Consider the following 25,114-nt stretch of genomic DNA (forward strand, 5'->3'; position numbering starts at 1 on the left):
TCCCCTTTTGTATCTCTGTTGTGTCGGCGCGCGCTCGGCAAGCGCCCCGTCGGACATGAAGGCGATACGGAGCCCGGCGAGCCTGATCCTCCACCTTCGGAGACGCCCATGTTCGCCCTTGTCCTGCTGCTGACCTCGACCGCCGCATCCGCCGCCCCCCTTCATGCATCTGGCTCCCTCTGCGCCCGCGCCCTCGCCGCCGCGCCTGATCTCAGCTGCGCCGGGTCGGGGCACGGCGTCGCCCTGGCGGCCACTGCGGAGGAGGCGGAGCGGCTGGCGGGCTACGCTCGGGCGGGCGAGACCCGGTTCACCGCGCAGTTCGGTCGCGACATCGCCCCCTATGTCGTGATCTCGACCCCGCCCGTCCCGCAACGCGCCGCCCTGACCGCCGCCGGCTTCACCCACGTCCTGCCCTGGCCCGCCCCGCGCGCCTTCGATGAGGCGGCCCGTCGCGGCGTCGAACAGGGGACCAGACGCTTCGCCGCCTCCCAGAACATGACCCCGACCCAGACCGAGGAGGTCGTCGCCCGCGCCCTGTCCCAGATCCCGGACGCCAGGGCCCAGGCCGCACTGGACGCGGGCATGGTCCCGCATGAACTGGGCCACCTGTGGTTCACCCAGGCCTTCTGGCCACAGCCCGCCTCGACTGACGCCGACGCTCCGCGCCACTACGGCGGTCCCGGTCCCGACTGGCTGGACGAAGCCGCCGCCGTCGTACTGGAGGACGAGGCCACCGCCGCCCAGCGGCGCGACCAGTTCCGCGCCCTCATCAAGGGTGAGGTCGTGCCCGCCGTCGGCCCCATCGACGGCCGCGCCATGCTGCTGGACCTGCCCGGCCTGTTGACCCGCGAACATCCCGGTCTGGCGCGCGCCGTCGCCGTCGCCCCCGAGGTCGCGGCCAGCGGCGGCGTCGGCGTCAGCTTCACCCCGGCCGGCGCCGGTCCCCGTCCCGCCGCGATGGAACGCGTCTTCTACATCCAGGCCCGCGTCTTCGCCGACTATCTGATCCAGAAGTCAGGCCGCCCGACCATCCTCGCCGACATCGCACAAGGCATGGCGGGCGGCGTCAGCTTTGAGGTCTGGCTCGCCGCCAAGGGGGGCGATTTCGGCCTGCCCGCCTCCGTCAGGGACCTCCAGAAGGACTGGGTAGCATTCGCGACGACTGCATAGCCGGCGCTGAAGCCGCTGATCGCCGCATCGAAGGCTCTGGAAAAAATGACCGTTGGTCGAATTTCACTGACACGGACTCTCGCCGTTTTGAAAAATTTATAAATTACAAAATGCTACCGGGTTCTCGGGAAAGCTCCCACGACTCCAGCTCCCGACCCTGGGCCGCACCCTGGCCGTCATGCAGATGTCCGGCGGCTCGCAAAGCTTCAACGCGGTCGATACCCCGCGCCTGCAGGGCCGCTGTGTGCGGATGATCACCATCCCCCCCGGCGATCTTCAAAGGCATGCCGGTCATCGAATAGGCGGAAGCACGACCCAAGTCAGTTGGGCGAAACAGGAGTCGATTTCATGAAATTCGACAGTTCTGAACAGAAGTGGCGCACCCGACAGGATTCGAACCTGTGACCTCTGCCTTCGGAGGGCAGCACTCTATCCAGCTGAGCTACGGGTGCGTCTGCGGCGTCAAAGCCGGACGGCGGTGCTTACAGCATGGGCCGGGCGGCCTCAATCCCTGAATCTCGGCGGCGACGCCTTCTTGGCGTGAAGGCCGCAAGGGCCTAGCGTCGCGGTCGGAGAGAGGGAGTTTCCATGCGCCATATGACGATCGCCGCCCTGATAGGCGCCAGCCTCCTGACCGCCTGCGCAGGCACGCCTCGGCCCGCCGCCGACAGCCTTGACGCCGTGGCCCGCGACTATGTCGCCCTGACGCTGGAGATCGGCGAGCGCGAGCCGGGCTATGTCGATGCCTATTACGGCCCGGCGGAATGGGCCGAGGCGGCCAAGGCCCATCCGCGCGCCCTGCCCCAGCTGGCCGAGAGCGCCGCCGCCCTGAGCCGTCGACTGGAGACCTTGCCGACGGCGGGTCTGGACGCGCAGAGCCGGCAACGCCGCGCCTATCTGTCGGCCCATGTCTCGGCGGCCTCGGCGCGGTTGCGGATGCTGCAGGGCGAGAAGATGAGCTTTGCCGACGAGGCCCAGGCCCTGTTCGGGGTGCGGCCGGAGCTACGGCCTTTGTCTTCTTACGATCCCGTGCTGGCGCGCATCGACGCCCTGATCCCCGGCGAGGGCCCGCTGGCCGACCGGGTCGCGGCCTTCCGCGCCCGCTACGTCATTCCCAAGGATAGGCTGGAGCCGGTGATGCGGGCCGCCATTGCGGAGTGCAAGGCGCGCACCGAGCGGCGCATGACCCTGCCGGCCGGCGAGACCTTCACCCTGGAGTTCGTCAACAACAAGCCCTGGTCGGGCTACAACTGGTACAAGGGCAACGCCTTCAGCCTGATCCAGGTCAACACCGACCTGCCCATCTATATCGACCGCGCCGTCGATCTGGGCTGCCACGAGGGCTATCCCGGCCACCACGTCTACAACGCCCTGCTGGAACAGACCTTTGTGAAACAGAAGGGCTGGGTCGAGATGAGCGTCTACCCCCTGTTCAGCCCCATGTCCTTCATCGCCGAAGGCAGCGCCAACTACGGCATCGACCTGGCCTTCCCCGGCCATGAACGCACCGATTTCGAAAAGCGCGTGCTGTATCCGCTGGCCGGGCTGGACCCGGCGACGGCCGAGGCCCAGACGCAGTTGCTGGCCCTGACGCGCGAGCTGGGCCGGGCGGAGTACACCGTGGCGGACGCCTATCTGGCCGGGCGGATCGACCGCGAGACGGCGCTGGACCAATTGCAGAAATACAATCTGGTGGCGCGCGACCGGGCCAACCAGCGCCTCAGCTTTATCGAGACCTACCGCAGCTACATCATCAACTACGGCCTGGGCCGCGACATGGTGCAGGCCTGGGTCGAGGGTCAGGGGCCGGATCATTGGGCCACGACCGAGCGGCTGCTGGCCAGTCAGACCCTGCCGGTCGACCTGGACTAAGCCGCGAGGCAACCCCCTTCGGCGTCTTGCGTTTACCGCCAAGGTTCAACGCAAGAAGGGGGACAACCCATGCGCATCCTGATCATCGCCGCCGCCTCGGTTCTGGCGCTCGGCGCGAGCGCCTGCACCCAGGCCGAGCAGGAGAAGGCCGAGACCCACGCCGAGGCCGCAGGCGACAAGGCGGCCGAGGTCGCCGCCCAGACCGGCGAGGTCGTCGAGTCCGGCGCCATGAAGGCGGCTCAGGCGGTCGAGGAAGGCGCCGGCAAGGTCGCCGACAAGCTGGAAGACAATCAGGCCCAGGCCGCCGCCGAGGGTCGCCCCGGCGCCGTCGATCCGGCCACGGACACGCGGGTCCCGGCGAAGAACTGACTAGCCCTTCTCCCCTTGAGGGAGAAGGTGAGCGCCGAAGGCGCTTGGATGAGGGGTGTCAGCGCCTTGCTTGGCAATGTGCGCCGCTGATACCCGCGCCGGACTAACTGAAGGGCGCCGTCGTCACCCCTCATCCGTCATGCTGCGCACGACACCTTCTCCCTCAAGGGGAGAAGGATTCAGCCTTCCGCCAGCAGAGCCTCCACCAACGCCTTGGCCTCATCGCTGGCCCAGTCCGCCTCACCGGTCAGAACCGCGCGGACATTCCCCTGGCGGTCCAGCAGGATGGTCTGCGGCATGGCCCCCTTGCCGGGGAACTCGAACGGCAGCTGGAATTTCGGATCGGCGTAATAGGCCAGCGGGGGATGGTCGGCGATGAAGGCGCGGGCCTCGGGCACGGCCTTGTCGACGTCCATGCTGATCGTCACCACGGCGACGTCGTCGCGATCCTTATAGTGTTCGGCCAGAGCCGCGAGCGTCGGCATCTCGATCTTGCAGGGCGCGCACCAGGTGGCCCACAGGTTGACCACCGCCACCTTGCCCTTGAAGTCGGCGAAGCGGACATCGTGCCCCTCGGCGTCCTTGAAGACGTAGTCGGGGGCGGGCGTCGGGGCGGGAGTCAGCAGCTTGGCCAGCGAGCCTTTCGCATAGACCGACAGGGCCGATGACGCGGACTCTTTGCCCCCGCCGTCGCGATTGGCGTATAGCATCGCCGCGCCGCCGATCGCGCCGATCAGCAGCACAGCCGCCGCCACGCCCGCCAAAGTCCGTTTAGAGCCGCTCATGTCCGACACGCCTTCCAACACCCCTCAAGGCCAGTCTCTATGGGGCGGGCGCTTCAGCGCCAAGCCCGCAGACATCATGCAGGCCATCAACGTCTCAATCGGCGTCGACAAACGCCTGTGGGCGCAGGACCTCGCCGGCTCGCGGGCCCATTGTCGCATGCTGGCCCAGCAGGGCATCATCCAGCCGGCCGACGCCGAGGCCATCCTCGGCGGGCTGGACGTCATTGAGGGCGAGATCAGGGACGGGTCTTTCCCCTTCCGCGACGCCTATGAAGACATCCACATGAACGTCGAAGCTCGCCTGTCGGAGCTGATCGGCGAGCCGTCGGGGCGTCTGCACACGGCGCGCAGCCGCAATGATCAGGTGGCGACCGACTTCCGCCTGTGGGTGCGCGACGCCTGCGACCGCACCGTGGCGCAACTGAAAGACCTGCAGGCCGCCCTGCTGGACCGGGCCGAGCAGCACGCGGGCGACCTGATGCCCGGCTTCACCCACCTGCAGACGGCCCAGCCGGTGACCTTCGGCCACCACCTCATGGCCTATGTCGAGATGTTCGGCCGCGACGCGAGCCGCTTCAATGACGCCCGCGCCCGCATGAACGAGAACCCCCTGGGCGCCGCAGCCCTGGCCGGTTCGCCCTTCCCCATCGACCGCCACATGACGGCGAAGGCCCTGGGCTTCGACCGTCCCATGGCGAACTCGCTGGACGCCGTGTCGGATCGCGACTTCGCCCTGGAAAGCCTGGCCGCCGCCTCCATCGCGGCGGGCCACCTGTCGCGTCTGGCCGAGGAGATCGTGGTCTGGATGACGCCGATGTTCGGCTTCGCCTCACTGCCCGACGACCTGACCACCGGCTCGTCCATCATGCCGCAGAAGCGCAACCCCGACGCCGCCGAACTGGTGCGCGCCAAGACGGGCCGCATCAACGGCGCCCTGATCGCCCTGACCACGGTGATGAAGGGCCTGCCGCTGGCCTATTCCAAGGACATGCAGGAGGACAAGCCGCCGGTGTTCGAGGCCTTCGACGCCCTGGATCTGGCCCTGACCGCCATGACCGCCATGGTCGCCGCCATCATTCCCAACACGTCGCGCATGGCCGCCGCCGCCGGCGCCGGCTTCTCGACCGCCACCGACCTGGCCGACTGGCTGGTGCGCGAACTGAACCTGCCGTTCCGCCAGGCCCACCACGTCACCGGCGCCGCCGTGAAGCGGGCCGAGACGCTGGGCGTCGGTCTGGGCGAATTGCCGCTGACGGAGCTGCAGGCTCTGGATGGCCGGATCACCGAAGGCGTGTATGAAGTCCTGACGCCGGAAGCCTCCTGCGCCAGCCGCCAGAGCTTCGGCGGCACGGCGCCGGATCAGGTCCGCGCCCGTATCGCCGACTGGAGAAGCCGCCTGTGAAAAAGACCCTGATCCTCGCGGCCGCCGCCGCCCTGCTGCTCTCGGCTTGCGGCCGCATGGCCGATCTGGAAGCGCCCGGCGCCGTTCAGACGGAGCGCGCGCCGCGCGACAAGAACGCCGCCCGCCTGCCCGATCCAGCCACGATCAACACCGCCCCGCGCCAGAACCCGATCGACAGCGGGGCGTCGGACCCCTTCGGCCGCCCCCCATCGCTCTGATCGGCCCTCCCCCTCCAGACCGGACTCCCCGCCGTGCATTATTTCGACCTGAAGGACGGCGTTCTGCACGCCGAGGGCGTCTCGCTGGAGACGCTGGCGGCGGAGGTCGGCACCCCGACCTATGTCTATTCCTCGGCCACCCTGCGCCGTCACTACGGCCTGCTGCGCGACGCCTGCGACGCACACAAGGAGGCTCTGGGCGACGCCCTGATCGCCTTCGCGGTCAAGGCCAACTCCAACCTGTCGGTGCTGGCGACTCTGGCCAAGCTCGGCTGCGGCGCGGACACCGTGTCCGAGGGCGAGATCCGTCGCGCCCTGGCGGCGGGCGTTCCGGGTGAGCGCATCATCTTTTCCGGCGTGGGCAAGACCGACGCCGAACTGGCCTTCGCCATCGACGTCGGCGTGCGCCAGATCAACGTCGAGTCCTCGGCGGAACTGGAACGGCTGATCCTCGTGGCGGCGGCCAAGGCGGCGTCGCCCGCCATCGCCATCCGCGTCAATCCCAAGATCGGCGCGGGCGGCCACGCTAAGATCACCACCGGCGGCGCGGGCGACAAGTTCGGCGTCCCGGTCGAGGAGGCCCTGGCCCTCTACGCCCGCGCCTCCGCCTCGCCGCACGTCGCGCCCGTGGGTCTGGCCTGCCACATCGGCAGCCAGATCACCGACCTGACCCCGTTGGAAAACGCCTTCCGCGTTCTGCGCCAGATGACCGAGACCCTGCGCGCCCAGGGCCACAGCGTCACCCGCCTCGACCTCGGCGGCGGCCTGGGCGTGCCCTACTACGGCGACGCCGAAACCGCCTCGCCCGCCGACTATGTCGCCATGGCGGCGCGGGTTCTTGATGGCCTGAACGTCGAGGCGGCGTTCGAGCCGGGCCGTCTTATGGCCGCCAATGCGGGCGTGCTGCTGAGTCGGGTCATTCAGGTCAACGAGCGGACCGACGGGCGGCGTTTCCTCGTGCTGGACGCGGCGATGAACGACCTGATGCGTCCCGCCCTCTACGACGCCTTCCACGATCTGAAGCCGGTGCGTCCGTGCACAGGCGACGACCGTCCCTATGACGTGGTCGGCCCTGTCTGCGAGACCGGCGACACCTTCGCCCGCGACCGCGACCTGCCGCCGCTCGAGGCGGGCGATCTGGTCGTCTTCATGAGCGCCGGCGCCTATGGGGCCGTCATGAGCGGCGAATACAACACCCGCCCCCTGGCCGCCGAGGTTCTGGTCGACGGCGAGCGCTGCGCCGTCATCCGCCCGCGCCCGACCTATGAGCAGATGTTCGCGCGCGAGCCGATGGCGGACTGGCTGAAAGGGTAGCGACCTCAAACCCTGAGGTATCCAGCGATCCTCCCTCGCTTCGCAAGGGAGGATCAAGGACTTGAAGTACGTCGCTAATCCAGGGCGCAGATGTCCGGCAGGCCGCGCATCCCGCCCTTGTGGTCCAGGCCATAGCCGACGAGGAAACGGTTGGGGGCCTCCCAGCCGACGAAGTCCGGCTCGGGCGCGCGCGCCTCGGGCCAGGGCTTGCGGGCAAAGACGCAGGTCAGGACTTCCGACGCCCCGGCTTCCTTCGTGATGCGAACCGCCTCGGCCAGCGACAGGCCGGTGTCGAAGACGTCGTCGAGGATCAGCACCCGCTTGCCCGCGATGGGCCGTTGATAGGGGGCATAGACGTCGATCTTGCCCCGGCTGGTCTTCTCGTCGCCGTAGGAGGCCAGCCACAGGGCGTCGAAGCGGACGTGACGCCCCTCGCGCGACAGGGCGCGGGTCAGGTCGGCCCCGAACCACAGCCCGCCGGTCAGCAGGACGGCGGCCACCGTCTCGTCGTCGATGACGGGGGCGATGCGCCGCGCGAGGTCGGCGACGATCGCCTCGATCTCGGAATGCGGCAGGAGAACCGTGGGGGCGGGCGCCGGGTCGTGATCAGCCATGCCCGGCGGATACTCCCTGGGCGGGGCGGCTGTCGAGGGGCTGGGCGTCCCGGGGCGTCATATCGGCGCCCGTCCCGCGACGCAGACCCTCTTCGACAGCGGGCGGCGCACGACGAGCAGCCGGTTCGGCGGGGCGTGCCTCGGCCGGCGCGGCGGGAGCCTCGCGCTTCGGCTCCAGCACGAAATCGAAATTGGCTTCAGCGATCGTGTGATCCGCGTCGGGCACGACGACGGCGAAGCCCAGCACCTTCCCCGGCAAGACCGGCGCGGCCTCCAGGCGCACGATGCGATGCCCCACCTCTGCCCCGGCGGCGTTCAACAGGGCCACGCGCACGGGCGGCGCCACAACCTCGTTGTCGCGAATATTGCGCAGAGCGCCGGAGACCACGACCTTGCCCGGATCATAGGGAGCGAGGCGGATGCCGACGGCCTCGAACTCCAGCCCGGCCAAATTCACCGGCGCGCCGACCAGCTTGTAAACGGCGGCGGCCTGGGGCCAGGCCTGAACGATTTGCAGGCGGAAGGCGAAGGCGGCGCCGATCAGGGCCAGGAAGACCACGGTCAAGGCGGCCCAGACGGCGCCCTGGGTCGCCGCGCGACGCATCTTGCGCTGCTGCTCGGCCTTGGCGCGGAAGGCGCGCGGCAGTTCGGGCGCCGGCGTCTCGGCAAGGGTCTCGGGGGCCTCCTCGCGCTTGCCGAAACCGGCGGCCTCGGCGACCGGCTCGGCGGCGGCGGACAGTTCCAGGGGCTCGTCCTCCAGCGTCGCGCGCCAGTCATGACCGCAGGCCTTGCAGCGCACGCGACGGCCGTTCGGGCCAATCGCCTCGTCGGGAACAAAATAGCTGGTGGCGCAGGCGGGGCAGGTCAGTATCATGTCGGCTGACTGCGAGGCTCGACGCCCCCTCCTGTCGAGGCGCCCGCAACGCCCCGGTCCAATACGAAACCTGAATGCCAAACTCGACCCGACGCGCCGCCGACCCTGAACCCGCGCCCGACACCGTCCGCCTGCGGGGCGTGGGTTTCGGCTATGCGGGCAGGCCCGACGTCCTGCGCGACGTTAACCTAAGTCTGCCGCAGGGCTCTTTCCACTTCCTTACCGGACCCTCCGGCGCGGGCAAGTCTTCGCTGTTGCGGCTGCTGACCCTGGCCGAACGGCCGCAGACGGGGCGAATCAGTCTGTTCGGCCGCAACGTCACCGACCTGCCGCGCGGCGGCGTGCCCGCCTTCCGGCGGCGGATGGGGGTGGTGTTTCAGGACTTCCGCCTGCTCGATCACCTGACCGCCTTTGAAAACGCCGCCCTGCCCCTGACCCTGGCGGGCGGCAAGCCCGCCGACCACGCCGCCGACGTGGCCGAGATGCTGCGCTGGGTCGGCCTGGGTCAGAGGATGGACGCCCTGCCGCCCGCCCTGTCCGGCGGCGAGAAGCAGCGCCTGGCCATCGCCCGCGCCGTCATCACCCGCCCCCGCCTGATCCTGGCCGACGAACCGACCGGCAGCGTCGACCGGGCCATGGGCGAAAAGCTGATGCGGCTGTTCCAGTCGCTGAACAAGCTGGGCGCCACCGTCCTGGTCGCCAGCCACGACGAAGCCCTGGCCGCGCGCGTCGGCGCGTCCGTGCTGCGGCTGGAGAACGGCGAACTGCGTCTGACCGAGCCGACGGGAGCCGCCGCATGATCCGCGCCCTCTTCGCCACAGGGCCCGGCCTGTTGTCGCGCGAAGCGGGCGGCGAGCGCTGGCTGATGCTGGTCATCGCCGTGCTGTGCTTCCTCGCCTCCATCACCGCCGTCGGCGCCCTGGCCGCTGACCGGGCCGCCCACGGCTGGGCGCGCCAGTTGCGGGCCGAGGCCACGGTGCAGGTCCGCCCCCGCGTGGACGAGACCGGCCCCACCGCCGCCGCCCGCGCCGCCGAGACCCTGGCCGGGGTCAAGGGCGTGGCCGAGGCCGAGGCCATGGACCGCAAGGCGGCCGAAAGCCTGCTGCGGCCCTGGGTCGGCGAGGCGGCCCTGCCCGACCTGCCCTTGCCCTATCTGGTCACGGTGCGGCTGGACCCGCAGGCCCCGGCCAGCGCCCCGACGCTGAGCCGCGCCCTGGCCGAGGCCGGGCTGGACGCCACCGTCGACGACCACAGCCTGTGGCGCGGCGAGGTCGAGCGTTCGGCGGGCGTCATCACCGCCCTGGCCGGCGCGGCCTTCCTGCTGATCGCGGCGGCGACGGCGGCGGTCATCGCCTACGCCACCCGCGCGGGCATGGCGGCCCAGGCCGGCGTGATCGAGACCCTGAGCCTGAACGGCGCCTCGGACTTCTATGTCGCAGGCCTGTTCCAGCGCCGCTTCGGCGGACTGGCGGCGAAGGCCGGCGCCCTGGGGGCGGGTATCGCCGCCTTGCTGTTGGCCCTGCTGCGGCTGGTCGGTGGCGAGGGCGGCCTGACCCCGGCCCTGCCCCTGGCCTTCTCCGATCTCGCCATCCTGATCGCCTGTCCGGTTCTGGCCTTCGGCGTCGCCCTGCTGGCCGCCCGCTTCACGGCTCTGGCGAAGCTGGGCGCGCGTGGCTAGTTAAGCATCATGAAGTTCCTGACGCTGATCGCCGTGGTGGCGCTGATGTGGCTGGTGGGGTTGTTCGCCTTCGCCGAGCGCGTGCGCGGCCTGACGCCGGCGCCCGAGCCCGCACGCGCCGACGCCATCGTCGCCCTGACCGGCCCCTCGGCCGAGCGGGTCAACGCGGCCATCCGCCTGCTGGAACAGGACAAGGGCCGCCGGGTGCTGATCTCGGGCGTCAACCGCGACGTGCGCCGCCAGGAGTTGCGCGCCCTGACGCCGGGTTCCAGCAAGCTGTTCAACTGCTGCGTCGACCTGGGCTTCGAGGCCGAGAACACCGTGGGCAACGCCCAGGAGATCGCCGCCTGGGCCCGGGCCAAGGGCTATGACGACCTGATCGTCGTCACCTCCGACTACCACATGCCGCGCAGCCTGCTGGAAATTCGCGGCGCCGCGCCGGGCGTCAGGCTGACGCCCTACGCCGTCTCGACCCCGTCGCTGGACAATTCGCGCTGGTGGCGGGCCGCCGTCACCGCCCGGCGGATGACGCTGGAATACATGAAATACCTGGCCGTGCTGGGCCGCGAAGGCATGCATCGCCTGCGGGGCCATCATCCCGAACGCGCCGCGCCGCCGCCCCAGCCCGAGGCCGTCTGAATGACCACCGTCCGCTCGCTGCTTTTCGTCGTCTGGCTCTATCTGTCGATGGTGATTTTCGCCGTCGGCCTGTCGCCGGCCCTGCTGATGCCGCACGGCGCCGCCATGGGCGTCATCAAGCTGTGGTCGAAATTCGTCCTGTTCGGCCTGCGCTGGATCGCCGGGGTCAAGGTCGAGGTGCGCGGGCTTGAGCATCGCCCGACCGGCGCCGCTCTGCTGGCCTGCAAGCATCAGGGCATGCTGGACGTCATCGCCCCCTTCTCCTTCCTCGACGACACCTGCTTCATCATGAAGAAGGAGCTGATGCCCCTGCCCTTCTTCGGCTGGTTCGCCTGGAAGACGAAGATGATCGCCGTGGACCGTTCCGCCCATTCCAAGGCGCTGAAGGACATGGTGCGTCAGGCCCGCGCCCGTCACGCCGAGGGCCGCCAGATCCTGATCTTCCCCGAAGGCACGCGCGGCGAGATCGGCGCCGCCCCCGACTACAAGCCCGGCATCGCCGCCCTGTACCGCGACCTCGACAGCCCCTGCTGGCCCATCGCCACCAACTCGGGCGTCCACTGGCCGGCACATGGATTCAAGCGCTATCCCGGCACCATCGTCTTCGAGTTCCTGCCGCCCATTCCTGCCGGCCTGAAGCGCGCCGAGTTCATGGCCGAACTGGAGAACCGCATTGAAACGGCCTCCACCGCCTTGTTGAGGCCCTAAACACCGGCTTTGCAGGACGGCTATATCATCAGCCGTTGACCTGCGATCTTTCTATGTCCTCACGCGTCGCGCTCGCCGCCCTGGCCGCCGCCCTGTTCGCCCTGCCCGCCGCCTCCGCCCTGGCCCAGTCCATGCCCTATGAGGCGGTCGAGGCGCCGACCACGTGGAAGGTCGACATAGGCGGCGGGGTGGTGCGCGGCTTCAGCGCCACCGGCAATACCAACGACGAGTTCAACTTCACCGCCTGGGGCTCGGCCTCCTGGCGTGACGTGGTCTACGCCAACGGGCTGGACGGTCTGGGCTGGAACGCGGTCAAGCGCGACGATCTGCGCATGGGCGTGCAGGTGCGCCCGCGCTTCGCCGCCGGAGATATTGAAGGTCTGGATCGCCCCGAACTGGGCGCCGACGCGGCGCTCTACGCCTACAAGCGCCTGCCGGGGAATATCGTCGTCGGCGGCCGCATCCAGCACGACGTCAGCGGCGACGACGCGGGCCTGGAGTACTATGCCTCCGTCGGTCACCAGCGCGTGACGCGCGTCGGCCTGCTGCAGACCATGGGCTATGTGCGCGGCGGGAACGACGAACGCGCCCAGCGCTACTACGGCGTCACGGCGGCCGAGGCGCCGGGCAGCGGCTATGCCGCGTTCGAGCCGTCCGGCGGACTGACCGGTCTGGGCGCCGTGGCCCTGCTGGCCGTGCCGATAGGCGACCGCTTCGGCATGGGCGGCTTCATCAACTACGAACAGCGTCTGGGCGATCTGAAGGACAGTCCGCTGGTCGAGGACGACCACGTCTGGCGCGCGGGCCTGATCGGGGTCGTCCGTTTCAACAGCGGGCAGTAAGCCCAATCAGCTGGCGGCGAACTCGCTGAGGGCGTCGATCACGGCGCGGTTCTGGTCTTCCGTGCCGATGGTGACGCGCAGGCAGTCGGGCAGACCGTAGCCGCCGACCGGGCGCACGATGATGCCCTTGGAGTTCAGGTAGTCGTTGGCGGCGGCGGCGTTGCGCTTCTCGTCGGCGAAACGGATCAGGACGAAGTTGCCCGCCGAGGGAAAGACCTCGAAGCCGAAGCCGCGAATGGCCTGGGTCATGCGCGGGCGCCAGTCCAGCACCAGATCGCGCGAGGCCTTCTGGTGCGCTTCGTCGGACAGGGCGGCGGTGGCGGCGTCGAGGCCCGGCACCGAGACGTTGAACGGCAGGCGGATGCGGTCCACCGCCTGCTCGATGGCCAGCGGGGCGTAGCCGAAGCCGATGCGCAGGCCGCCCAGGCCGTGGATCTTGGAGAAGGTGCGGGTGACGACGATGTTCGACGCCTCGCGAGCCAGGCCGAAGGCGCTCTCCCACTCCGGCTCGACCACGAACTCGGCATAGGCCTCGTCGACCACCAGGATGATGTGCGACGGCAGGGCGGCGTGCAGGCGGCGGATTTCCTCGCCCGAGTTCCAGCTGCCGGTCGGGTTCGACGGGTTGGAGACGTAGACGATCTTGGTCCGCTCATCGACCTGTTCGAGAATGGCCTCGACCTCGGCCTTCATGTTCGGCTCGAGCGCCAGCTTGACCTCGGCGCTGCAGGCCTTGGCCGAGATGCGGTAGGCGAGGAAGCCGTACTGGCCGGTGACGATGTTGTCCCCAGGCTGCAGATAGGTCTGGTTCAGCAGGGCGAAGACCTCGTCCGAGCCGTTGCCGAAGATCAGGCGCTCGGGCTCCAGCCCGTGATGGGCGGCCACGGCCTCGCGCAGCTTGGTGGCGCGGCCGTCGGGATAGACGTGGATGTTCTTCAGCGCGGCGGCGTAGGCGTCACGCGCCTTCTCGCCCGCGCCGAGGGCGTTCTCGTTCGACGACAGCTTCATCGGCTCGGCGAAACCGGCGATCGAGCCCTTGCCGCCCACATAGGGGGCGATGTCGAGGATGCCGGGCTTGGGGGCGGGCGCGGCGTTCGGCGCGTCGGTCATGGGCGTCATCCTCGAAATGCGTGGCTCGAAATGCGTGATCAGTAAACGGGGGCGGCGCCGATGACGCCGCTCATCTGGCCGGGGGCGTTGGTCAACCGCCCGTCCTCGGCCTGCACATAGCCTGTCAGGACGAACAGCTTCAAGCCGCCGCCCGCCGCCAGAGGTCCGGCGATCAGCCCCGCCTCGCCCAGGGCCGCGACGATGCGGGCGTCGGAAGCCGGGCTGTCGGTGACCCAGAAGGTGCGGTCGTCGCCGGTTGGGCCCGGGGCCTCTGTCGAGACCAGCAGGGCGCGCGGGACGCCCGCCGCATCGTCCGGCAAGGCGGCGATGACCTTGAGCATGGGCAAGGCCAGCAGCTTGCCCCACCAGGGCCGAAGGCCGAGGTCGATCAAGGCGCGGCCGCCCCGCTCCAAGCCTTGTCGCGCCGCAGCCAGCGCCTGATCCGGCTCGGCGACCGGGCGACCGATCAGGCCCCAGCGGTCGGCGGCCAGAGCCTGAGACAGCGGCCCGCAGGTGGCCAGCGCCGGTCCGGTCGCGGCTTCGATCCGGCCAAGGAGCGCGCGCACAGCCGAGCGTTCCGCCGCCGGAATGTCGCGCAGCAGCGCGCGCAGGGCGATGGCGTCGGCGTCGGCGGAACCGCGTGGCCCGGCGGCGAGGCGCTCTCGCGCCGCCGCGATCAGGGCGCGGTCCAGGGCCAGACGCTCAGCATCCTCAGGCGGTTCGACCAGCATCAGAACAGCAGGGGCGCGGGGGCCAGGGCAAAGGGCCCCAGATAGGTGCGCCCGCCCTTGAAGTTCAGCACCAGATCGACGGCTTGCTCAGTTCCTGTCCCGCCCTGCGGCGTGGCGGCGGCGGCGCGAGCGGCGGCGGCGCGGTCCACCACCCCGCCCTGAGTAGCCCCAGCCAGACCGACAATGGCGGCCAGAGGCTTCTCGGCCCGCAGGAAGACCTCGCCTTCCAGACGGCCCTTGTCGTCGGCCGAGAGGGCGGGGCTGGACAGGAAGGTCTTGCTCTCGCCCGCGCCCAGTTCGCCCTTCATGTCGATGAAGCGGCCGCCAGCGGCGGTCCAGGCGGACAGTAACCCTTGCGCGTCGGCGCCCTTCAGCGCGCTGGCCTTTTCGATCACCGCCTCGACCTGGGCGTTCAGCTTGCCCGACTGGGTCAGGCCCTCAACCGGGCCGTTGGGGCGCCCCTCGCCGTCGACCAGACGGAACAGGACATCCACGTCGTCGGTCGGCGCATTCGATCCGGCCACGTGCGGCCGCATGTAGAACTGGACCAGCCCGGCCTTGGCCAGGGGGAAGGGTTCGGCGTCCGGCAGGGCGGTGAAGACCGGCTTGGCCAGCTCGACCGCGACATTGGGCCAGCGTTGGGTCAGGCCATGGACGCTCATGCGAATGGCCTCGGCCCGCACCGCCGTCTTGCCCTTGGCCCCGCGCGTCACGACCAGACCGTCCGGCGCGGCGATCACCCACTTGGTCGGGTTGTAGGCGTTGGCCTCGGCCACGATCTCGGGCGCGGCGACGGCGTGGCCCGAGGGGGCGACGACGTCCACATGCTTCATCGCCACCCGCGCCCGCAGCGGCCAGCCCGTCGTGGTGAGCCCTGCGTGCTTCACGGTCCAGCCCGACTGCTCCAGCCGGGCGATGCGGCCTTCCAGCTTCTGCTCGATCTGCTGCGTCAGGACGAACCACCAGCCGGTCCACAGGGCCAGGCCGACGAAGACGATGGCGAAGGGGATGATCAGCCCCTTGCGGCTGTGGCGGACAGGTTCGGCGGATGCGTCGGTCATGGGCGCGGTTTAGCAGGCCGCGCGGCTGCTGACACGCTCTGTCAGCAGGAACGGGCCACCCTGTCGCCCGTTCGAATCGCGCCCCGACAGGAGACAAGGCCAATGGAAACCCAACAGCTGCACCGCGGCCGGCTGATCGACCATCTGCAACTGATGACGCCGGACCTTGAGGCCAGCCGCCGTTTCTACGGCGCGGTGCTGGAGGCGCTGGGCGTGCCGATCGGCGGCGAGGCCGAGCGCTTCTTCTGGGCCGACGAACTGTTCGTCTCGGCGGTGGACAGCATAGCGGCGCAGGGCGCACCGACCGGCCGCTGCCATCTGGCCTTTCAGGCGAAAGACCGGGCCATGGTCGAGGCCTTTCACAAGGCGGGACTGGCGGCGGGCGGGACCGACAACGGCGCGCCGGGCGAGCGGCCCTATCATCCCGGCTACTACGCCGCCTTCCTGCTGGACCCGGACGGCAACAACATCGAGGCGGTCTTCCACGGCGAGGCCGAGCGCTCGGCGGACAGCGTGGTGGTGACCTTCGAAGGGTGAGGGCTCGGGCTAGGCCGTCAGGTCGGCCAGTTTCGCGCCGGCCGCCCGCGCGGCCTCGTCCGGCGTCAGGCCCAGCAGCAGGCCGCGCTGCCCTCCGTTGATCAGGATGCGATCGAACAGGATGGCCGTCTCGTCCATCACCGTCGGCACGGCCTTCCTCTGGCCGAAGGGGCTGACGCCGCCGACCTTGTAGCCCGTCAGGCGTTCGGCGTCGGCGGGCTTCATCATCTGCGCCGACTTGCCGCCGAGGACCGCCGCCAGCTTCTTCATGCTGACCTCGCAGTCGGAGGGGACGATGACACAGGCGGCTTTGCCGTCCACCAGGGTCATCAGGGTCTTGAACACCTGCTCCGGCGCCCAGCCCAGAGCCTCGGCCGCCTGCAAGCCCACGCGCGGCGCATCGGGGTCGTAGTCGTAGGGGAAGAGGTCAAAGGCGACCCCGGCCTTGCTCAGGGCCACGGTCGCGGGGGTGGTCTTGGACATGGTCGCAAGCTTTAGCCCAGCTTTCCCCTCGCCGTCATTCCTGACCTCACGCCCTTCTCTTTTCGTCATCCTCCGGCAAGCCGCGCAGCGGCGCTGACCGGGGGACCCAGCGGCGCCGGGAGGGCGAAAGCCCACGCGCCGCTATCGCATTAAAGATCGCCTTCGGCGCCGCTGGGTCCCCCGGTCTCGCTCCGCGCGCCGGAGGATGACGGAAGGAAGAGGTGGAGAAGCCTCAGGGTTGGTCGGCGAGGAAGCTCTTGGTCAGCTCCACCGCCTCGGCAAGGCCCATGCGCTGGACCTCGGTTCCGGGCGGCAGGCCCGCGAACAGACGCGTCGGGCAGGCGGCGTCCAGCATCAGGAAGACCCCCTTGTCGTCGGCCCGGCGGATCAGACGGCCGAAGGCCTGAGCGATGCGGCCGCGCGCCAGGGCGTCGTCATAGGTCTTGCCGCCGAAGCGCTCGCGCCGCGCCTTGTGCAGCAGGTCGGGACGCGGCCAGGGCACGCGGTCGAAGGCGAGGACGCGCAAGCTGCGCCCCGGCACATCGACGCCATCCCGCACGGCGTCGGTGCCCAGAAGGCAGCTGTCCTGTTCGGCGCGGAAGACGTCCACCAGGGCCCCCACCTCCAGCGGATCGACGTGCTGGGCGTAGAGGGGGACGCCCGCCTTGGCCAGATCTGGTCCCAGCCGCTCATAGACGGTCTTCAAGCGGCGGATGGCGGTGAAAAGGCCTAAGCCCCCGCCGCCCGCCGCCAAGAAGAGTTCGCGCATGGCCGCCGCGATCTGGCGCGGGTCGTCCTTCATCAGGTCGTTGACGACGATGATGCGGCTGTTGGCGGCGTAGTCGAAGGGGCTTTCCACCTTCAGCGTCCGCGCCGGTTCGATCAGCCGCGCCGCGCCGGTCCGCATCCGCGCCAGTTGGAACGGGTCTTCCGCCGCCGGGTCCGAGAGGGTGGCCGAGGTCACCAGCACGCCATGAGCCGGCATGATGACGGCGGCTTCCAGCGGCACGGTCGGGTCGATCCAGTGACGGCGCAGGGCCACGTCGTGGATGCGGCCGAAGGCGGCCTCCGCTGAAAGCCAATCCACAAAGTCGGGATCGGGCTCGTCGCCGCCTTCTTCGAGCGCCGCCAGCATGGAGCGCCAGCCCGGCAGGGTCATGCGCGCGCGCCGGTCCATGCCGCGCAGCGCCCCTTCGATGCGGGCGCGGGCGGCGCCGTCCAGCTCGGCGGCCTCCTCGTCAAGGATGTCCTCGAGGTGGCGCGACAGGGCCAGCAGCGGCGCCTCGACGGCGGCGATGGCGCGGGCGGCGGCGCGGGCGGTCTCCAGCACCGGCTCAGTGGCGGGGCGCAGGGCACATTCCATGCCGAACTCAGTCCCGCCGGTCTCCTGACTGCGGGCGCGCAGCTGTTCCAAGGCGGCGACCAGGAAGGCCTCGATCGGGCCGATGGGATTGATCTCGCCGGACGCTGGCGCGATGCGGCCGGATGCGCCCTCGCCCGGCAGAGCGGCGGCGGCGATCATGGCGTCCTTCAGGGCCTTGGCGGCGGCCTCGTTATCGGCGCACAGGTCGCCCAGCCGTTGTTCCAGCCCGCGCCCGCGACGGCCCCGCCCCTCGGGACCTCTGATCCAGCGGCGCAGCTCGGCGGCTTCCTGACCCGACAGAGCGGCGGAGAAGGCGCTGTCTGCGGCGTCGAACAGGTGGTGGCCCTCGTCGAAAACGATGCGTTTCAGCGCCGCCGTCTCGCCGTCCTGCTTCAGGCCGCGCGCCGAGCGGGCCCCGTCAAAGGCCGCCTGGGTCATGACCAGGGCGTGGTTGGCCACGACCAGATCGGCCCGGCGGCTGGCGCGGATGGTCTTCTCCACGAAGCAGAGGCGGTAGTGCGGACAGGCGGCGTGGACGCATTCGCCGCGCCGGTCGACCAGATTGGCCGGGCTGGCCTGATGGCTGGGCGCCGTCGCATAGAGGCCGGGCAGCCAGCCGGGATAGTCGCCGCCCGTCATGTCGCCGTCGCGGCTGTGCGCGGCCCAGCGGCTGGCCAGCCCCATGCCGATCAGGTCGCCGTTGCCCAGTTGGGCGGCCTGCATCATGTCCTGCAGGTTCAGCAGGCAGAGGTAGTTTTCGCGCCCCTTGCGCACCACCGTCTTCTTGCGGCGTTCGGCCTCGTCAGGCCACAGGGCGCGGCTCTCGCGGTCGATCTGGCGTTGCAGGGCGCGGGTGTAGGTCGAGACCCAGGCCGCCCCGAAGTTGCGCTCGGCCCACAGGCTGGCGGGGGCCAGATAGCCCAGGGTCTTGCCGGTGCCGGTGCCCGCCTCGGCCAGCAGGACGCGCGGGCGGCCCTCCTCGTTGCGCGGTGAAAAGGCGTAGGCGGCCTCGGCGGCGTAGTCGGACTGGGCGGGCCGCGTCTCGTCCAGACCCGAGGCCTGCAACAGCTTGTCCAGACGGATGCGGGCGCTCTCGGAGTCGACCGGGGCGGACCCGGCCTCGCCGCGCGGGGCCTCGTCCTCCCACTCGGCCAGACGGGACCAGACGTCCAGACCCGTGCCGCGTTCGCGCCGATCGCGCAGGGGTCCGGCCTGAAGCGCGGCCAGCACGCGCGAACCCCAGGACCAACCGGCCCGGTCCAACGTCCCGGCCAGGGTGAAGGCGTCCTCGCGCCCCGGATAGGCCGGGTCGGTCAGTTCGGTCAGCAGGTCGGCGGCGGCGTCGCGCAGGGCCTGGGCCTGAGCCTCGGCCCCCTTGGGCTCGGAGCGCCCCATGGCCAGGGCAAGCCCCGACGGCGAGGGCGCGCAGAACCTGGCCGGTCGCACAAAGGCGTAGAGCTCCAGCACATCCAGCATGTCGGTCGAGCGCGGCGGCGGGCTGAGGCCCAGACGGCGCGCGGTCAGGCTGGCGTGGGCGACCATGACGGCGCCGCCCAGAAAGACGCCCTCGGCCGCGCCGCGCCCGATCTTCCGAGCGCCCGCCGCATCGCACACGGCCCCTGCGCCCGGCGGGGTGGCCAGGGCGGGCGGCAGGTCCGCCGCGAAAGCAGTCGCGGGCTGGACGGTGGCTGGAACGGAGACGTCGGTCACGCCCGATCCATAGCGCCCCGCGCGGCGAAACGGAACGGGAACGTTCGTCCCTCTCGCCAGAGGCCGAAAACGGGCTAGGTTGGCCGGGACAGGGAGGACCGCCCATGCAGACCCGCCGCATCACCACCGACGGCCTGACGCAACAGGTGCTTGAGGCGGGACAAGGCCCCCTGGTCTTGCTGCTGCACGGTTTTCCCGAACTGGGGATCAGCTGGCGGGCGCAGGTGCAGGCCCTGGCCGAGGCAGGCTATCACGCCGTCGCCCCCGACATGCGCGGCTATGGCGGAACCGACAAGCCCGCCGATCAGGAGGATCACACGCTCCTGCATCTGGTTGGGGACATGGTCGATCTGGTGCGGGCGCTGGGGGAGGATCAGGCCGTCGTCGTCGGCCACGACTGGGGTTCGGCCGTCGCCTGGCACTGCGCCCTGATGCGGCCGGATGTATTCCGCGCCGTGGCCGGCCTGTCCGTCCCCTTCCAGCCGCGCCGGCCCAAGGGACCGCCGACGGCGGCCATGACGGCGATCACGAAACGCGCAGGCTTGGGCGATTTCTACATCAACCGCTTCCAGTCGCCGGAGGCCCATGTCGAACTGGACGCCGACCCGGCCACAGCGCTGAGGAAGATGTTCTGGGCCTATGACGGCGCCACCGCCCCGGCCGACCAGTCGACCGGCTTCATGCCCGAGGGCGTCAGCCTGCTGGACAGCATTTCCGATCAGGCCGCGCTGCCGCCGTGGATGAACCCGGCGCACTTCAACGAATACGTCGCCGCCTTCGCCGCCTCAGGCTTCAAGGGGCCGCTGGACTGGTACCGCTGCCTCGACCGCAACTGGGCCCTGACCGCCTTCTTGCAGGGCCGGAAGATCCGTCAGCCCGCCTTCTTCATGGTCGGCGACCGCGATCCCGTCCGTCACTACGCCGGCCCTCATGAGACGGCGCAACAAGAATGGCTGACCGACCTGCGCGGACAAGTCGTCCTGCCAGGCGCGGGACATTGGCTGCAGCAGGAACGAGCGAATGAGGTGAACGCGGCGCTGGTGGAGTTCATGCGGGGGCTCTAGGCCCCCGCGCAGGCCCCTTTAACCGACGTGAGGCGTGACAATGCCCAGCGGCAGGGTGGTGACGTTCTTGACCCCGCGCGTGACGATATGGCTGGCGCAGTCAGAGACGATGCCCAGGGTCAGCAGCTTGTCGCGCAGGAACTGGTCGAAGGCGTGCATGTCCGAAGTGATGATGCGCAGGACATAGTCTTCGCGGCCCGTGATGGTGGCGCACTGCACCACTTCCGGCCAGGTAGCGACGGCGGATTCGAAGATGTCGAGGTTCTCGCGCGACGGCAGGCTCAGCTTGACGATGGCGTAGACTTCGAAGTCGAGACCCAGCAGACCGGCGTCCAGAAGCGTGACCCGCTTGCGTATCAGGCCAGAGTCCTCCAGTCTCTTGATCCGGCGCCAGCACGGCGAGGCCGACAGGCCGACGCGATCGGCGACCTCGGCGACCGACAATCCGGCGTCCTGCTGCAGGATGTCGAGGATGCGGGCGTCGATAGGATCAAGTTCATCGGCCAAAGGCGTTTCTCCAAAAGGGGATTTCACGCAATAAAATACCCCAAATCAGCTTTTGGCAAGGGTATTTTTAGGAAGGCCAACAGAGACGCGCCATGCTATGCCCTCTTCCTAGAGGAAACGCGGACGGATCAACCGGACGGGACGCATGATGAAGAACACCCCCACCCTGTCGCTGCGCGTGCCGGAGCCCTCGGGTCGTCCGGGCGATGCGCCTGATTTCAGCCACCTGAAGCTGGACGCCGCCGGCGCCGTGACCCGGCCCGAGGTGTCGACCACACCCTATGACATGCGCGACCACGCCTTCCAGCTGGTGCGCGTTCTGGACGACGAAGGCCAGGCCGTGGGACCGTGGAATCCGAAGCTGGATCCAGAAATCCTGCGTCGCGGCCTGAAGGCCATGATCCTGACACGCGCCTTCGACGACCGGATGCACCGGGCCCACCGCCAGGGCAAGACCAGCTTCTATATGAAGTGCACCGGCGAGGAGGCCATCGCGGTCGCCCAGGGCATGATCCTGAGCCGCGAGGACATGGGCTTCCCCACCTATCGCCAGCAGGGCCTGCTGATCTCGCGCGGCTATCCGCTCGCGTCGATGATGAACCAGATCTATTCCAACGCCGCCGACCCGATCAAAGGCCGCCAGCTGCCGATCATGTACTCGGCCAAGGACTACGGCTTCTTCACCATCTCGGGCAACCTGGGCACCCAGTACGTCCAGGCTGTGGGCTGGGCCATGGCCAGCGCCGCCAAAGGCGACGACAAGATCGCCATCAGCTGGATCGGCGACGGCTCGACCGCCGAGAGCGACTTCCACTCGGCCCTGACCTTCGCCTCCGTCTATCGCGCGCCGGTCATCCTCAACATCGTCAACAACCAGTGGGCCATCAGCTCCTTCCAGGGCATCGCCGGGGGACTTGAGACCACCTTCGCCTCCAAGGCCATCGGCTACGGCCTGCCGGCCCTGCGCGTCGACGGCAACGACTTCCTGGCCGTCTGGGCCGCGACCCAGTGGGCCGAGGAGCGCGCCCGCACCAACCAGGGCGCGACGGTGATCGAACTGTTCACCTATCGCGGCGCTCCGCACTCGACCTCGGACGACCCCAGCCGCTATCGCCCCGGCGACGAGCACGAGAAGTGGCCGCTGGGCGACCCGCTCGAACGCCTGAAACAGCACCTGATCGTCATCGGCGAATGGTCGGACGAACAGCATGAAGCGGCCGAGAAGGACGCGGTCGAACAGGTCCGCGCCGCCGCCAAGGAATCCGAAGCCATCGGCACCCTGGGTCAGTCGCGCCCCAGCGTGAAGACCATGTTCGAGGAAGTCTTCGCCACCGAAGACTGGCGTCTGGTCGAGCAGCGTCGCGAGGTCGGAGTCTGAACATGACCACTGCGCCCATGAACATGATTCAGGCCCTCAACTCGGCCATCGACACCAAGATGGCGGAGGACCCCAACGTCCTGTCGTTCGGCGAGGACGCCGGCTACTTCGGCGGCGTCTTCCGCGTGACCGACCAACTGCAGCAGAAGCACGGCCTGACCCGCAGCTTCGACGCCCCCATCTCGGAAACCGGCATCGTCGGCACCGCCATCGGCATGGCCGCCTACGGCCTGCGCCCGGTCGTCGAGATCCAGTTCGCCGACTACATCTATCCGGCCTATGACCAGATCGTCTCCGAAGCGGCCAAGATGCGCTACCGCTCGGGCGGTCAGTTCACCTCGCCGCTCACCATCCGCAGCCCCTACGGCGGCGGCATTTTCGGCGGCCAGACGCACAGCCAGTCGCCGGAAAGCCTGTTCACCCACATCGCGGGCCTGAAGGTCGTCATTCCGTCGAACCCCTATGACGCCAAGGGCCTGCTGACCGCGGCCATCGAGGATGACGATCCGGTCATCTTCTTCGAACCCAAACGCCTCTACAACGGCCCCTTCGACGGCTGGCACGAAAAGCCCGTCAGCCCGTGGAAGACCCAGGAGCTGGCCCAGGTCCCGACCGAGAAATACGCCCTGCCGATCGGCAAGGCCCGCGTCATGCGCGAAGGCAATGACGTCACCATCCTGGCCTACGGCACCATGGTCTGGGTCGCCCTGGCCGGCGCCGAGCATGCGGGCGTGGACGCCGAGGTCATCGACCTGCGCACCCTGGTGCCGCTGGACATCGAGACCATCGAGGCCTCGGTCAAGAAGACCGGCCGATGCGTCATCGTGCATGAGGCGCCCAAGACCTCGGGCTTCGGCGGCGAGCTGTCGGCCCTGGTTCAGGAGCGCTGCTTCTATCATCTGGAAGCCCCCATCGCCCGCGTGACCGGCTGGGACACCCCCTACCCGCACGCCTTCGAGTGGGAATACTTCCCCGGCCCGCAACGCGTGGCCGACGCCCTGAAAGCCGTCATGTCGGGAGGCCGTTAAGATGGGTCGTTTCGTCTTCAAGCTGCCCGACGTGGGCGAAGGCACCGCCGAGGCCGAACTGGTCGCCTGGCACGTCGCGGTCGGCGACATGGTCGAGGAAGACCAGATCGTCGCCGACGTCATGACCGACAAGGCCACGGTGGAAATCACCGCCCCGGTCAGCGGCAAGGTGCTCGCCATCCACGGCCAGGCCGGTGAGATGGTGCCGGTGCGCGGCCCCCTGGTCGAGTTCGAGGTCGAGGGCGCGGGCAATGCGTCCGACGCCGAGCCGACGCCCGCCCCAGCCAAGCCCGAGCCCGCCCCGGTCGCCGTCGAAGCGCCGAAGGCTGAAGCAGCCCCGGTCAGCGCCCCGGCCGCTGTCGGCGCCAACTACGTCTTCAAGCTGCCGGACGTCGGCGAAGGCACAGCCGAGGCCGAACTGGTCGGCTGGCACGTCAAGGTCGGCGACGCGGTCGAGGAGGATCAGATCCTCGCCGACATCATGACCGACAAGGCCACCGTCGAGATCACCAGCCCGATCAACGGCGTGGTCGTCGCCCTGCACGGCGAGGCCGGCCAGCAGATCGCCGTCGGCGGCCCCCTGGTCAGCTTCAAGGTCGAGGGCGCGGGCAATGTCGCCGCCGCTCCGGCCGCTGCCCCGGCGCCCGCCCCCGTCGCCAAGGCCGAGAAGGCCGCGCCCGCGCCGGTCGCCAAGGCCGCTCCGGCCGCGCCCAAGGCTGACGCCAAACCCGTTCCGGCCCTGACCGGCCGTCAACCGGGCGAACGTCCGCTGGCCTCGCCCGCCGTGCGCAACCGCGCCCGCGACCTGGGAGTCGACCTGGTCTTCGTGCCGGGCAGCGGCCCCGCCGGTCGTATCGAACACGCCGACCTGGACGCCTATGTCGCGCGCGGGGGCAGCCTGCCCGCGGCGACCAGCGGATCGACCGCCTCGACCTACGCCCGCGCCGAGGGCGCCGCCGAGACCAAGATCATCGGCCTGCGCCGCAAGATCGCGGAGAAGATGGCCGAGAGCGTGCGTCGCATTCCGCACATCACCTATGTCGAGGAAATCGACATGACGGCGGTGGAAGAGCTGCGCGCCCACCTGAACGCGACCAAGGCCAAGGACCAGCCCAAGCTGAACGTCCTGCCCTTCATCGCCCGCGCCATCGTCGTCGCCCTGCGCGACCAGCCGACGATCAACAGCCACTATGACGACGAGGCCGGAGTGCTGACGACGCACGCCCCGGTTCACCTGGGCATCGCCGCCCAGACGCCGAACGGCCTGATGGTGCCGGTCGTCCGCCACGCCGAGGCGCTGGATCCCTACGCCACCGCCCTGGAAATCGCCCGCGTCTCGGGCGCGGCCAAGGACGGCTCGGCCAAGCGCGAGGAACTGTCCGGCTCGACCATCACCATCACCTCGCTGGGAACGCTGGGCGGCGTGGTTCACACGCCGATCATCAACCACCCCGAGGTCGCCATCGTCGGTCCGAACAAGATCGCCGAACGCGTGGTGGTCAAGGACGGCCAGATGGTCGTGCGCAAGATGATGAACCTGTCCTCCAGCTTCGATCACCGCATCGTCGACGGCCATGACGCGGCGGTCTTCGTGCAGAAGATCAAGAACCTGCTGGAGAACCCGGCCACGCTCTGGATGAACTGATCAAACCCACCC

Annotated in this window: 25 protein-coding genes, 1 tRNA gene and 1 pseudogene; 17 read left to right on the forward strand and 10 right to left on the reverse strand. The window is 69.6% G+C overall.

Features of this window, described 5'->3' with window-relative positions:
* The first annotated feature begins 108 nt into the window (after window positions 1–108).
* Window positions 109–1,170: a hypothetical protein gene (locus ACFYLW_RS10640; RefSeq protein WP_312065846.1), complete on the forward strand. Its 1,062-nt coding sequence runs from the start codon at window positions 109–111 to the stop codon at window positions 1,168–1,170.
* A 151-nt stretch (window positions 1,171–1,321) separates the two neighbouring features.
* Window positions 1,322–1,435 (forward strand): annotated as a pseudogene (locus ACFYLW_RS10645) (arsenical resistance protein ArsH); the annotation flags it as partial.
* 110 nt (window positions 1,436–1,545) lie between these two features.
* Here the strand turns inward: ACFYLW_RS10645 and ACFYLW_RS10650 are convergent.
* Window positions 1,546–1,622: transfer RNA gene (locus tag ACFYLW_RS10650), tRNA-Arg, on the reverse strand.
* Window positions 1,623–1,758: 136 nt separating this feature from the next.
* Here ACFYLW_RS10650 and ACFYLW_RS10655 point away from each other — a divergent pair.
* Together ACFYLW_RS10655 and ACFYLW_RS10660 are read left to right on the forward strand one after the other, a co-directional pair.
* Entirely contained in the window at window positions 1,759–3,042 is a 1,284-nt protein-coding gene (locus ACFYLW_RS10655) for a hypothetical protein (RefSeq protein ID WP_312065844.1), read from the forward strand.
* 69 nt (window positions 3,043–3,111) lie between these two features.
* Entirely contained in the window at window positions 3,112–3,411 is a 300-nt protein-coding gene (locus tag ACFYLW_RS10660; protein WP_292085196.1) for a hypothetical protein, read from the forward strand.
* Window positions 3,412–3,590: 179 nt separating this feature from the next.
* Here ACFYLW_RS10660 and ACFYLW_RS10665 read toward each other — a convergent pair whose 3' ends face one another.
* Window positions 3,591–4,196 (reverse strand): TlpA disulfide reductase family protein, encoded by a 606-nt coding sequence (locus ACFYLW_RS10665; RefSeq protein ID WP_312065843.1) that lies wholly within the window; start codon window positions 4,194–4,196, stop codon window positions 3,591–3,593.
* On the opposite strand from ACFYLW_RS10665, the gene argH reads away from it, so the two are divergent.
* The 3 genes from argH to lysA are packed head-to-tail and all read left to right on the forward strand — an operon-like array spanning window position 4,195 to window position 7,130.
* Window positions 4,195–5,598: an argininosuccinate lyase gene (gene argH, locus ACFYLW_RS10670; protein ID WP_312065841.1), complete on the forward strand. Its 1,404-nt coding sequence runs from the start codon at window positions 4,195–4,197 to the stop codon at window positions 5,596–5,598. The two genes, ACFYLW_RS10665 and argH, sit on opposite strands and share 2 nt — an antisense overlap.
* Window positions 5,595–5,816 (forward strand): hypothetical protein, encoded by a 222-nt coding sequence (locus ACFYLW_RS10675; protein ID WP_292085193.1) that lies wholly within the window; start codon window positions 5,595–5,597, stop codon window positions 5,814–5,816. The genes argH and ACFYLW_RS10675 overlap by 4 nt, the downstream gene beginning before the upstream one ends.
* Window positions 5,817–5,849: 33 nt before the next feature.
* A complete protein-coding gene (gene lysA, locus ACFYLW_RS10680; protein WP_312065840.1) occupies window positions 5,850–7,130 on the forward strand; it encodes a diaminopimelate decarboxylase in 1,281 nt (426 codons plus the stop codon).
* Between the two features lie 74 nt (window positions 7,131–7,204).
* Here lysA and ACFYLW_RS10685 read toward each other — a convergent pair whose 3' ends face one another.
* Window positions 7,205–7,744 carry a phosphoribosyltransferase family protein gene (locus ACFYLW_RS10685; RefSeq protein WP_312065838.1) on the reverse strand — a complete coding sequence of 180 codons (540 nt, stop codon included), beginning with the start codon at window positions 7,742–7,744 and terminating at the stop codon, window positions 7,205–7,207.
* Window positions 7,737–8,618 (reverse strand): DUF3426 domain-containing protein, encoded by an 882-nt coding sequence (locus ACFYLW_RS10690; RefSeq protein ID WP_312065836.1) that lies wholly within the window; start codon window positions 8,616–8,618, stop codon window positions 7,737–7,739. Before ACFYLW_RS10690 ends, ACFYLW_RS10685 begins: the two co-directional genes overlap by 8 nt.
* Before the next feature lie 74 nt (window positions 8,619–8,692).
* Between ACFYLW_RS10690 and ACFYLW_RS10695 the strand changes: the two genes are divergently transcribed.
* From ACFYLW_RS10695 to ACFYLW_RS10715, 5 genes are read left to right on the forward strand one after another with little or no spacing between them, the layout of a single operon-like run.
* Window positions 8,693–9,418, forward strand: coding sequence for an ATP-binding cassette domain-containing protein (locus tag ACFYLW_RS10695; RefSeq protein ID WP_312065834.1), 726 nt, complete (start codon window positions 8,693–8,695; stop codon window positions 9,416–9,418).
* On the forward strand, window positions 9,415–10,296 hold the full coding sequence (locus ACFYLW_RS10700; protein WP_313471897.1) for an ABC transporter permease: 882 nt from the start codon (window positions 9,415–9,417) through the stop codon (window positions 10,294–10,296). Before ACFYLW_RS10695 ends, ACFYLW_RS10700 begins: the two co-directional genes overlap by 4 nt.
* A gap of 9 nt (window positions 10,297–10,305) precedes the next feature.
* Window positions 10,306–10,935 carry a YdcF family protein gene (locus ACFYLW_RS10705; protein WP_312065517.1) on the forward strand — a complete coding sequence of 210 codons (630 nt, stop codon included), beginning with the start codon at window positions 10,306–10,308 and terminating at the stop codon, window positions 10,933–10,935.
* Window positions 10,936–11,643, forward strand: coding sequence for a 1-acyl-sn-glycerol-3-phosphate acyltransferase (locus ACFYLW_RS10710; protein WP_292085185.1), 708 nt, complete (start codon window positions 10,936–10,938; stop codon window positions 11,641–11,643).
* Between the two features lie 53 nt (window positions 11,644–11,696).
* Entirely contained in the window at window positions 11,697–12,485 is a 789-nt protein-coding gene (locus tag ACFYLW_RS10715; protein ID WP_292085184.1) for a MipA/OmpV family protein, read from the forward strand.
* A gap of 6 nt (window positions 12,486–12,491) precedes the next feature.
* On the opposite strand, the gene hisC is transcribed toward ACFYLW_RS10715, so the two are convergent.
* Genes hisC through ACFYLW_RS10730 form a run of 3 tightly spaced genes read right to left on the reverse strand, consistent with a single transcriptional unit; the run spans window position 12,492 to window position 15,387 of the window.
* Window positions 12,492–13,595, reverse strand: a complete 1,104-nt coding sequence (hisC, locus tag ACFYLW_RS10720) for a histidinol-phosphate transaminase (protein ID WP_312065514.1) — start codon at window positions 13,593–13,595, stop codon at window positions 12,492–12,494.
* Between the two features lie 38 nt (window positions 13,596–13,633).
* Complete coding sequence (locus tag ACFYLW_RS10725; protein ID WP_312065512.1) at window positions 13,634–14,326, reverse strand: hypothetical protein; 693 nt, start codon at window positions 14,324–14,326, stop codon at window positions 13,634–13,636.
* Window positions 14,326–15,387 carry a DUF2125 domain-containing protein gene (locus ACFYLW_RS10730; protein ID WP_312065510.1) on the reverse strand — a complete coding sequence of 354 codons (1,062 nt, stop codon included), beginning with the start codon at window positions 15,385–15,387 and terminating at the stop codon, window positions 14,326–14,328. Before ACFYLW_RS10730 ends, ACFYLW_RS10725 begins: the two co-directional genes overlap by 1 nt.
* Before the next feature lie 102 nt (window positions 15,388–15,489).
* Here ACFYLW_RS10730 and ACFYLW_RS10735 point away from each other — a divergent pair, with 102 nt between their 5' ends.
* Complete coding sequence (locus ACFYLW_RS10735) at window positions 15,490–15,924, forward strand: VOC family protein (protein WP_312065508.1); 435 nt, start codon at window positions 15,490–15,492, stop codon at window positions 15,922–15,924.
* 9 nt (window positions 15,925–15,933) lie between these two features.
* Here the strand turns inward: ACFYLW_RS10735 and ybaK are convergent, their stop codons facing one another.
* Window positions 15,934–16,407, reverse strand: a complete 474-nt coding sequence (ybaK, locus tag ACFYLW_RS10740) for a Cys-tRNA(Pro) deacylase (protein WP_312065506.1) — start codon at window positions 16,405–16,407, stop codon at window positions 15,934–15,936.
* Window positions 16,408–16,639: 232 nt separating this feature from the next.
* Window positions 16,640–19,312, reverse strand: a complete 2,673-nt coding sequence (locus ACFYLW_RS10745) for an ATP-dependent DNA helicase (RefSeq protein WP_312065520.1) — start codon at window positions 19,310–19,312, stop codon at window positions 16,640–16,642.
* A gap of 272 nt (window positions 19,313–19,584) precedes the next feature.
* Here ACFYLW_RS10745 and ACFYLW_RS10750 point away from each other — a divergent pair, with 272 nt between their 5' ends.
* Window positions 19,585–20,544 (forward strand): alpha/beta hydrolase, encoded by a 960-nt coding sequence (locus tag ACFYLW_RS10750; RefSeq protein ID WP_312065504.1) that lies wholly within the window; start codon window positions 19,585–19,587, stop codon window positions 20,542–20,544.
* Between the two features lie 18 nt (window positions 20,545–20,562).
* Here ACFYLW_RS10750 and ACFYLW_RS10755 read toward each other — a convergent pair whose 3' ends face one another.
* Entirely contained in the window at window positions 20,563–21,051 is a 489-nt protein-coding gene (locus tag ACFYLW_RS10755; protein WP_312065502.1) for an Lrp/AsnC family transcriptional regulator, read from the reverse strand.
* Window positions 21,052–21,196: 145 nt separating this feature from the next.
* On the opposite strand from ACFYLW_RS10755, the gene ACFYLW_RS10760 reads away from it, so the two are divergent.
* The 3 genes from ACFYLW_RS10760 to ACFYLW_RS10770 are packed head-to-tail and all read left to right on the forward strand — an operon-like array spanning window position 21,197 to window position 25,102.
* Complete coding sequence (locus tag ACFYLW_RS10760) at window positions 21,197–22,429, forward strand: 3-methyl-2-oxobutanoate dehydrogenase (2-methylpropanoyl-transferring) subunit alpha (protein ID WP_312065500.1); 1,233 nt, start codon at window positions 21,197–21,199, stop codon at window positions 22,427–22,429.
* Between the two features lie 2 nt (window positions 22,430–22,431).
* Entirely contained in the window at window positions 22,432–23,457 is a 1,026-nt protein-coding gene (locus ACFYLW_RS10765) for an alpha-ketoacid dehydrogenase subunit beta (protein ID WP_312065498.1), read from the forward strand.
* A 1-nt stretch (window position 23,458) separates the two neighbouring features.
* Entirely contained in the window at window positions 23,459–25,102 is a 1,644-nt protein-coding gene (locus ACFYLW_RS10770) for a 2-oxo acid dehydrogenase subunit E2 (RefSeq protein WP_313471895.1), read from the forward strand.
* Window positions 25,103–25,114: the final 12 nt, after the last annotated feature.

It is taken from the genome of Brevundimonas sp. NPDC007368 (assembly GCF_042869015.1).
Classification (GTDB): domain Bacteria; phylum Pseudomonadota; class Alphaproteobacteria; order Caulobacterales; family Caulobacteraceae; genus Brevundimonas.